This window comes from Neisseria sp. WLZKY-1 (assembly GCF_046546535.1).
Taxonomy (GTDB): Bacteria; Pseudomonadota; Gammaproteobacteria; order Burkholderiales; family Neisseriaceae; genus Neisseria.
The window spans coordinates 40,476-49,552 of record NZ_JBKGTW010000012.1 but is presented as its reverse complement, the minus strand read 5'-3'; the positions used below and the strand labels follow the sequence as shown (position 1 = coordinate 49,552).

Below are 9,077 nucleotides of genomic sequence, written 5' to 3'. Positions count from 1 at the left end.
TTTCAGACGGCCTCAACTTTCAGACGGCCTCAACTTTCAGACGGCCTCAACTTTCAGACGGCCTCAACTTTCAGACGGCCTCAACTTTCAGACGGCCTCAACCATTTCAGGCAACAGCATTTGCCGCCTAAAACACCGTTTGTCGGATAAAAATATCGCTTGATAAAAAATATTGACAAATAAAATTTGCACAAAATCCGTTATGCGTGCATAATCCGCGCCCACATCAACAGCGGATTTTGCAGCGGCGTCAAGCCGCCGTTGCGGGAAATCTTTTGTTTTTGTGTATTCTCTCTGTTTTCAAGCCCCCGTTGCGGGGGCATTTTTTTGTCCGGCGTTCCGCTTTCTTCGTAACGTCGCCGTCAAACGGCCTGCGCCATTAAATTCATTCATGTAAAATCCGAAAATAACTCGTTTGCCTGCCGCCGAGCAAAGGCGCAAGATGCGAGCATCACCGTTTTCCCATTTTCCCCAAGGAGACCATCCATGACCACATTCCACCTCTCCGGCTACCCGCGCATCGGTGCCAAACGCGAGCTGAAATTCGCCGTCGAAGCCTTTTGGAAAGGCGCCAAATCCGAAGCCGAGCTGCGCGAAACCGCCGCCGAAATCCGCCGTCTGAACTGGGCGGCGCAGAAAGCCGCAGGCGCGGATCTTGTGCCCGTCGGCGATTTTTCTTTCTACGACCATGTGCTCGACACCCTGTGCACGCTGGGCGCGATTCCCAAACGCTTCGGCTTCGACGCCGCCAAACTGACGCTGCCGGAATACTTCCAGCTGGCGCGCGGCAACGCCACCCAGTTTGCGATGGAAATGACCAAATGGTTCGACACCAACTACCACTACATCGTGCCCGAATGGCATGCAGACACCGAGTTTTCCGTGAACGCAGCCAACCTGGTCGCCCAAATTCAGGAAGCCAAGGCGCAAGGCCACGACATCAAACCGACGCTGGTCGGCCCGCTGACCCTGCTGTGGCTGGGCAAGAAAAAAGAAGAATTCGGCTGCCGCGTCAAAACCCTGCTGCCCAAACTGCTGCCCGCCTACGCGCAACTCTTGCGCGAGCTGGCCGCCGCCGGTGCCGACTGGGTGCAGATTGACGAGCCGATTCTCGCCGCCGACGCGCCGCAGGCCTATCTCGACGCCTTCGCCGGCGTGTATCAGGAACTGGCCAACACCGGCGTGCGCATCATCATCGGCACCTATTTCGCTTCCGTCGCCGAGCATCTCGACCTGCTCAAATCCCTGCCGGTACACGGCGTGCACATCGACTGCGTACGCGCCCCCGAGCAGCTGGCCGTGTTCGCCAACGGCTGGCCGGACAACAAAGTGCTGTCCGTCGGCCTGATCGACGGCCGCAACGTTTGGCGCGCCAACCTGAACAAAGTCATCGACACCCTCAAACCCGTTCAGGAAAAATTCGGCAACAACCTGTGGATCGCCCCCAGTTGCTCGCTGCTGCACAGCCCGCAGGATTTGGCCGTTGAAGAAAAACTCGACGCCGAAATCAAATCGTGGATGGCCTTTGCCGCGCAGAAACTGGTCGAGCTGGGCACCGTCAAACGCGCCTTGGAAAACGGCAAAGACAGCGTGAAAGACGCGCTGGCCGCTTCCGATGCCGCCGCCGCCGACCGCGCCACCAACAAAAAAATCCACAATCCCGCCGTACAAGAACGCGTCAGCAGCCTGAAAGCAGGCGAAGACCAACGCAAATCGCCCTTCCCCGCACGCATCAAAGCACAGCAGGAATGGATGAAACTGCCGCTGCTGCCCACCACCACCATCGGTTCGTTCCCGCAAACCGCCGAAATCCGCCAGGCGCGCGCCGCCTTCAAAAAAGGCGAACTCTCCGCCGCCGATTACGACGCCGCGATGAAAAAAGAAATCGCCTACTGCGTCGAAGTGCAGGAAAAACTGGAAATCGACGTGCCCGTACACGGCGAAGCCGAGCGCAACGACATGGTGGAATACTTCGGCGAACAGCTCGCCGGCTACTGCTTCACCCAGTTCGGCTGGGTGCAGAGCTACGGCAGCCGCTGCGTCAAACCGCCCGTGATTTTCGGCGACGTCTCCCGCCCCGCACCGATGACCGTTTACTGGTCGTCCTACGCGCAAACCCTGACCAAACGCCCGATGAAAGGCATGCTTACCGGCCCGGTTACCATGTTCAAATGGTCGTTTGTGCGCGACGACATCCCGCTGTCTGTCGTTGCCAAACAAATCGCCCTCGCCCTGAACGACGAAGTTTTGGACTTGGAAAAAGCCGGCATCAAAGTCATCCAGATTGACGAGCCCGCCATCCGCGAAGCCATGCCGCTGAAAAAAGCGCAATGGGACGAATACCTCGCCTGGGCCTGCGAAGCCTTCCGCCTGTCCAGCACCGGCGCCGAAGACAGCACCCAGATTCACACCCATATGTGCTACTCCGAGTTCAACGACATCCTGCCCGCGATCGCTTCGATGGACGCCGACGTCATCACCATCGAAACCTCGCGCTCGGATATGGAACTGCTGACCGCGTTCGGCGACTTCAAATACCCCAACGACATCGGCCCGGGCGTGTACGACATCCACAGCCCGCGCGTGCCGACCGAAGGCGAAGTCGAACACCTGCTGCGCAAAGCGATGGAAGTCGTGCCCGTCGAGCGCCTGTGGGTCAACCCCGACTGCGGCCTGAAAACCCGAGGTTGGACGGAAACGCTGCAACAGCTCGAAGTGATGATGGCCGTAACCAAAAAACTGCGTAACGAGTTGGACAACAAACGCTAAACGCGCGAAAGTCCGATTAAAGAGGCCGTCTGAAAACCGCGAAAAAGGTTTTCAGACGGCCTTTTGTTTGCCAGCACCGCCGAAACCGTTTATAACCGCCCGCGTCCACAACCAAAGGAAACACCCATGCCCCTGCGCGACAAACTGCCCAACCCCATGCTGCCCGAAAACACCCGCCGCGACATCCAATCGCGCGAGAGCTACCACCTCTTGAAAATCATGTCCGAATTTCTCGAAGCGGGTGAAGAGCTGCGTGCCGTGCAGCCCGCCGTCAGCATCTACGGCAGCGCCCGCATCCCTCCCGAACACCCCGACTATCTCTTGGCCGAACAAATCGCCCGCACCCTGTCCGACGCAGGGTTTTCCGTTATCTCGGGCGGCGGCCCGGGCATCATGGAAGCCGCCAACAAAGGCGCGTTTGCCGGACGCAGCCCCGCCGTCGGCCTCAACATCCTCCTGCCGCACGAACAGCACGCCAACCCCTATCAGGACCTGTCCGTCACCTTCCGCCACTTCTTCCCGCGCAAAGTCATGTTCGTCAAACACGCCGTCGCCTACGTCGTCATGCCCGGCGGCTTCGGCACGCTCGACGAACTTTTTGAGAGCCTCACCCTCGTGCAGACAGGCAAAACGCCGCACCGTCCCATCATCCTTGTCGGCCGCAGCTTCTGGCAGGGCTTCGCCGACTGGATGGAAAAACAGCTCGCCGGACGCGGCCTGATTGCCCCGAGCGACATGGAACTTTTTGAAATCCTCGACGACGCCCAAGCCGTGGCCGAGCGCATCTTCCGCCACTACGAAAACTGCACCGACGGCTTCTGCATCAACGCCAAAGCCGATTGGGAACTGGGTCTGTAAAACAGCGCCGCCGCCAGCAACACCGTTTTCAGACGGCCTTTGCAGAAAAACCATTCGGCCAGAAGCCGCCGCCCCGGCATCGGTGGCACATCGGCGCACACCGTGCCGCAGACTTGCGCCGCATCCCGAATATCGGTATCTTGCCCCGTCCTCCCGCCCCCGTAGGCCGTCTGAAAACCCCATTCCACACACAGGAAAACCCATGAGCTTCAAAATCCAACGCGAAGAAGAACAGCGCGACGAAAACATCCCGCAGCAAGCCGCCGCACAGCCGCAGGCCGCCACCGAAAGCTGGGAGCGCGACACCCTCTACAAACTCCTCCTGAGCGTCCACAAAGAACAACGCAGCAGCCGCTTCTGGCGCAACGTCTGGCGCGGCGTCGGCGCGCTTCTTTTCGCCGCCACCCTCTTCACCTTCCACAGCTGCGCCACAGGCAGCTTCGACAACAGCAACGGCCTGGAAAAAGTCCTCGGCGCAAAAAGCAAAGCGCACACCGCCGTCATCAAACTCGAAGGCGTCATCGGCGACGGCCACCAAGACCAAGTCGCCATGCTGCGCGACGGCCTCGAAGCCGCCTATGCCGACAAAAACGTCAAAGGCATCATCATCCGCGCCAACTCCCCCGGCGGCTCGCCCGTCGTCTCCAACACCGCCTTCAACGAAATCCGCCGCCTCAAAGAACAGCACAAAGACATTCCCGTCTACCTCGTCGCCCAAGACCTCTGCGCCTCCGGCTGCTACTACATCGCCGCCGCCGCCGACAAAATCTACGCCGACCCGTCCAGCCTCGTCGGCAGCATCGGCGTCATCGGCGGCGGCTTCGACTTCACCGGCCTGATGGACAAACTCGGCGTCAAACGCCGTCTGAAAATCGCAGGCAGCAACAAAGGCATGGGCGATCCCTTCACCCCCGAAACCCCCGAACAGCAGGCCATCTGGCAGCAAATGCTCGACCAGATCCACGGCGAATTCATCAAGGCCGTCAAAACCGGACGCGGCAGCCGTCTGAAAACAAACGACCCGCAAATCTTCAGCGGCCGCATCTACACCGGCATCGAAGCCAAAGAAACCGGCCTTATCGACGGCTTCGGCAGCGTATACAGCGTCGCCCGCGACGAAATCAAAGCCCCCGAACTCGTCGACTACACCCCTGAAGACGATAGCTTCGCCCGCGCCCTCAGCCGCCGCCTCAACAGCGAAGTGCGCGACGGCGTGCGCGACGGCCTGCAAAGCCTGCACAACCAAAACTGGTAAACGGTAGAGAGAAAAAAGGCCGTCTGAAAACCTTTCATCGGGTTTTCAGACGGCCTTTGCTTCGCCACTCTCACGCAGGCGTGAATGATGTCAGGGAAATGTTCAGACGGCCTTTCGGATTTTGATGCTGTGAATATGCTTTCAGACGGCCTTTCAGGATTTTGGTTTCGTTGGAATTGCGCTTTCAGGCAAACTGTGCGGCCGTCTGAAAAGCAGCCTGAGAACGGCGGGGCAACTGTTTTCCCTCTCCCGCCTGCGGGGGGCTAGGGTGGGGGCTGGTGCCGTGGCAGTAATTTCTACAAGCGGCGGACAAGCGGTTTTGCAAACCGCCACCCCCGCCCCAACCCTCCCCCGCGCTGAAGGTGCAGGGGAGGGGGTAAGGTGCGCGGTAGGATGTTCGGTTTCAGATGGCCTTTCAGGATTTTGGTTTCGTTGGGACTGCGCTTTCAGGCAACCTGTGCGGCCGTCTGAAAAGCAGCCTGAAAGCGGTTGCGGCAACTGTTTTCCCTCTCCCTTTTGCGGGGGAGTGAGTTTGGTGCGCGACGGGGTTGGCGGTTTCAAAAACGGTATCCCGGCGTAGGCGTAGGCAGCATTTCGAGTTTTAGTTTGGCCGACGCTGCTTTGAGGCCGTCTGAAAAGGGTTTCAGACGGCCTTTTGCCAAACCGTGCCGAGCAGCCAGCGGCGGAGTTTGTCTTCGTCTTCTATATAAAGAAGGGCGGTTTCGGCTGCGGCGGCTTGGAGGGTGAGGACGGTTTGGTGCAGGATGCCGTGGCGGAAGTAGTGGATTTGCCAGATGTCGTCGGGGCGGCTGTCGGCGAGGAGGGCGGCAAGGTTGGTGCAGGCGCGGCCGTTGACGGCGGTGATTTTGTCCTGCGGGCAGAGGGCGGCGTTTTCGGCGCTGCCGCCGTTGAGGATGTGGGTGAGGACGGCGTGGTCGGTTTTTTGCGTGAAACGGGCGCCGAGGTCGGCGGCGGGTTCGGGCGGGGCGATGGGTGCGCCGATAAGGCCGCCGCCGTGGCTGCGGGGCAGGGGGGCGTATTGCAGGCCGATGCCGACGGTGTGCAGGCAGTCGGCGAGGGGGAGTTCGTCTGTGGTGTACAAGGCCATCTGAAAGAAGTCGGCGAGGTCGAGGCCGGTGATTTCTTGGCAGCGGGTTTGCCATTGTTGTTCTTCTATGCCACGTTGGGTGGCGAGCCAGTCGCGGTAGAGTTGCCGCATGACGGTGTCGAGGGAGTGGGCGCCGCTGCTTTTTTGCCGGATGAGGAGGTCGAGGCAGAGGGCGGCGAGGGCGCCTTGCTGGTAGTAGCTGACGAGGGCGTTGGGGGCGTTTTCGTCGGCTTTGTAGTATTTGTGCCAGGCGGTGTAGGAGGATTGGGCGAGGGTTTGTTTCAGACGGCCTTTGTTTTGGCGTACGCGGGTGATGTTTTTGGCCAGGAGGGTGAGGTAGTTTTCAGGGGGAATGACGCGGCTGCGGGCGAGGATGAGGTCGTCGTAGTAGGCGGTGATGCCTTCGAATGCCCAGAGTTGTTCGGTGTGGTTTTCGCGCTCAAGGTTGTAGGGGGCGAAGGCGGCGGGTTTGACGGATTTGACGTTCCAGGCGTGGAAGTATTCGTGTGAGAAGAGGCCGAGCAGTTCGGTGTAGGCGGGGTTGGCGTCGGTAAGGCCGTGCGGCGGCAGGCTGTTGCGGTCGGCGTGCAGGGCGGTGCTGCTGCGGTGTTCGAGGCCGCCGTAGAGGTTGTCGCCGAGGTGGAGGAGGAAGAGGTATTCGGCAAACGGGGAGGGGGCGGGGAAGAGGGCGAGCTGGGTTTCGCAGATGCGCTTTACGTCGTCGCGCAGGCGTTGGCGATCGAAGTCGGGGTAGTGGCCGCTGAGGACGATGCGGTGGGGGATGCCGTGTGCTTGGAATGCGATGGTTTCGATGTATCCGAGTTCGATGGGGTGGTCGATGAGTTCGCCGTAGGAGGCCGTCTGAAAGGTGTTTTTGCCGACGGCAGGCAGGGTGGTGGCGGTCTGCCAGTTTTCGGGCAGGTTTTCGAGGACGAGGGTTTGGGTTTCGTTCAGACGGCCTTCGAGGGCGAAAAGGAGACAGGCGCCGTCGAAGAAGCCGCGTTCGGCGGTGAGGTAGGAGGCGCGCACGGAGAGGTCGTAGGCGTAGACGGTGTAGCGGATGCGCCACTCGCCTTCGAGGGCTTCGGTCTGCCAGGTGTTTTTGGCGGTTTGCCGCAGGGCGGCGGGGCGGCCGTTGTGTTCGGCGTGTATTTCGACGATGTGGCGGGCGAAATCGCGGATGGTGTAGCTGCCGGGCACCCAGTTGGCGAGTTTTAACACGGCGGATGTGGCGGCGTTTTGGGTGAAGGTGAGGGTGATGTGCCAGTAATGGGCTTTGGGTTCGGGGCTGAGGGTGTGGGTAATCATGATGAAAATTTAATGGCTCAATAGGATTGGGCAATGTTAAAAATTAATTGATTGGTGTCAAATCATAAATTAGTTAAAATCTATAACCTTGTAAAGTGTATGGGAATTTAGCGTAAATATTGCCGCTTTGCCTTGAGGGCGGGCTTTCTTTTCCGCTTTCCAGCCATTATGGCAGCGTGCAAACAGGCTGCCAAGCGGCGGATTCCCGGTATGCTTGGTTCGGCAAAACGGCCGTCTGAAAAAGGTGGCCGGAGCAAATTGATGGAAAAACGGCTTTGCGCGGCGGGTTTCGGCGTGCCGCAGAATCGACCGGATTTATTTTCCGTGTTTAATGGAGACTTTCATGGAAGCGCAAACTTATAACTACAAAGTGGTGCGGCAGTTCGCCGTCATGACTGTAGTTTGGGGGATTGTGGGCATGCTGGTCGGCGTCATCGCCGCCGCGCAGCTTTTCTGGCCCGCACTCAATCTGTCTGAAATCGGCCCGTGGTTCCACTTCGGCCGCATCCGTCCGCTGCATACCAATGCGGTGATTTTCGCCTTCGGCGGCTGCGGTCTGATCGGTACGTCTTACTATGTGGTGCAGCGTACCTGCAACACCCGTCTCTTCGGCGGCTGGCTACCCGCATTCACGTTTTGGGGCTGGCAGGCCGTGATTCTGGCCGCCGCTGTCAGCTTCCCGATGGGTTGGACGCAGGGTAAGGAATACGCCGAGCTGGAATGGCCGATCGATATTCTGATTACGCTGGTGTGGGTGGCCTATGCCGTGGTGTTCTTCGGCACGATTGCCAAACGCAAAATCAAGCATATCTATGTGGCAAACTGGTTCTATGGTGGTTTTATTCTCGCCGTCGCCCTCTTGCACATCGTCAACAACCTCAGCCTGCCGGTCGGCCCGATGAAATCGTATCCGATTTATTCCGGCGCCATCGATGCGATGGTGCAGTGGTGGTACGGCCATAACGCCGTGGGCTTCTTCCTGACCGCAGGCTTCCTCGGCATGATGTACTACTTCGTACCCAAGCAGGCAGGCCGTCCCGTTTATTCCTACCGCCTCTCCGTCGTCCACTTCTGGGCGCTGATTTTCACCTATATGTGGGCGGGTCCGCACCATCTGCACTACACCGCGCTGCCCGACTGGACGCAGTCTGTCGGCATGGTTTTGTCGCTGATTCTTTTCGCACCCTCCTGGGGCGGCATGATCAACGGCATCATGACCCTCTCCGGCGCGTGGGGCAAACTGCGCACCGACCCGATTCTGAAATTCCTCATCGTTTCCCTGTCCTTCTACGGTATGTCCACCTTTGAAGGCCCGATGATGTCGATCAAAACCGTCAACGCCCTGAGCCACTACACCGACTGGACGGTCGGCCATGTACACGCCGGCGCGCTCGGCTGGGTGGGCTTCGTGACCATCGGTTCGGTCTACTACATGATTCCCCGCTTGTTCGGCCAAAAAGAAATGTACAGCACCAAACTCATCGACGCGCACTTTTGGGTCGCCACCCTCGGCGTCGTCCTCTACATCGCCTCGATGTGGATTGCCGGCGTGATGCAGGGTCTGATGTGGGGCGCGCTCAACGAAGATGGCACGCTGACCTACGCCTTCGTGGAAGGTGTGAAAGAAAGCATGCGTTTCTATGTCATCCGTTTTTCAGGCGGCCTTCTCTACCTGAGCGGCATGTGCATCATGGGCTACAACGTTTACCGTACCATCATGAACGGCAAACCGGTTGAAGCGGAAATCCCCGCCGTGGCCGAAGCGCAGCACCATTAATA

The 9,077-nt window shown here is 59.2% G+C and carries 5 protein-coding genes; 4 read left to right on the top strand and 1 reads right to left on the bottom strand.

The annotated features are described in order from the left end of the window. Positions 1-486: 486 nt before the first annotated feature. The 3 genes from metE to ACLD9W_RS05195 all read left to right on the top strand — a co-directional run bounded on the left by metE (position 487) and on the right by ACLD9W_RS05195 (position 4,882). Positions 487-2,769: a 5-methyltetrahydropteroyltriglutamate--homocysteine S-methyltransferase gene (gene metE, locus ACLD9W_RS05205; protein WP_410841026.1), complete on the top strand. Its 2,283-nt coding sequence runs from the start codon at positions 487-489 to the stop codon at positions 2,767-2,769. Between the two features lie 126 nt (positions 2,770-2,895). Then, positions 2,896-3,627 (top strand): TIGR00730 family Rossman fold protein, encoded by a 732-nt coding sequence (locus ACLD9W_RS05200; RefSeq protein ID WP_410841025.1) that lies wholly within the window; start codon positions 2,896-2,898, stop codon positions 3,625-3,627. 202 nt (positions 3,628-3,829) lie between these two features. After that, positions 3,830-4,882: a S49 family peptidase gene (locus tag ACLD9W_RS05195; RefSeq protein WP_410841024.1), complete on the top strand. Its 1,053-nt coding sequence runs from the start codon at positions 3,830-3,832 to the stop codon at positions 4,880-4,882. 643 nt (positions 4,883-5,525) lie between these two features. Here ACLD9W_RS05195 and ACLD9W_RS05190 read toward each other — a convergent pair. Further along, a complete protein-coding gene (locus ACLD9W_RS05190; RefSeq protein ID WP_410841023.1) occupies positions 5,526-7,298 on the bottom strand; it encodes a M61 family metallopeptidase in 1,773 nt (590 codons plus the stop codon). A gap of 343 nt (positions 7,299-7,641) precedes the next feature. Between ACLD9W_RS05190 and ccoN the strand changes: the two genes are divergently transcribed. After that, on the top strand, positions 7,642-9,075 hold the full coding sequence (gene ccoN / locus ACLD9W_RS05185; protein WP_410841022.1) for a cytochrome-c oxidase, cbb3-type subunit I: 1,434 nt from the start codon (positions 7,642-7,644) through the stop codon (positions 9,073-9,075). Positions 9,076-9,077 lie beyond the last annotated feature (2 nt).